Source organism: Brevundimonas sp. 01N35, from assembly GCF_056399785.1.
In genome coordinates, this window is the sequence record NZ_JBFTRZ010000038.1 from 1 (window position 1) to 421 (window position 421).

The following is a 421-nucleotide window of genomic DNA, read 5'->3' on the forward strand; positions in this document are numbered from 1 at the left end:
ATGCTGCGATTGACCGCTTCATTGGTGGTGATCGTCTCGCCCTGGAACGTGCCGCGCAGGCGCGCAACCGTGGCCGTACCCGTATAGGCATCAGCCATCACCAGGAACGGCACCTTCACCTTCAACGGCAGCATGTAGTAGTAGCCACCGGCCAACGCCAGCGACATCAGCAACGAACCGGTGGCGACCCACCAGGCACGACGCTCGCTGCGCCGGGCCATGTCGGCCACGGTGATCTCGTAGCTGACCGCCTTGGCGACCGACTGCTCGACCTTGGGGCTGTTGCCTGCATCCTTCTTGCGGAACATGGGTTCTTCCGTACTGCTGAAACATCAATGGGCGCGACGCCCCTGCGCCAGGCGCGGGGTGCGGCACGTTCGATGATTTCGACGCGGTCTCAGCTGCCGCTGCTGGCTTCAGG

General features: G+C 63.9%; 1 protein-coding gene. It reads right to left on the minus strand.

What is annotated here, in order from left to right:
* On the minus strand, positions 1–308 hold a 308-nt coding region (locus AC1DJ5_RS14655; protein ID WP_477021074.1), incomplete at its 3' end, for a VirB8/TrbF family protein.
* Positions 309–421 lie beyond the last annotated feature (113 nt).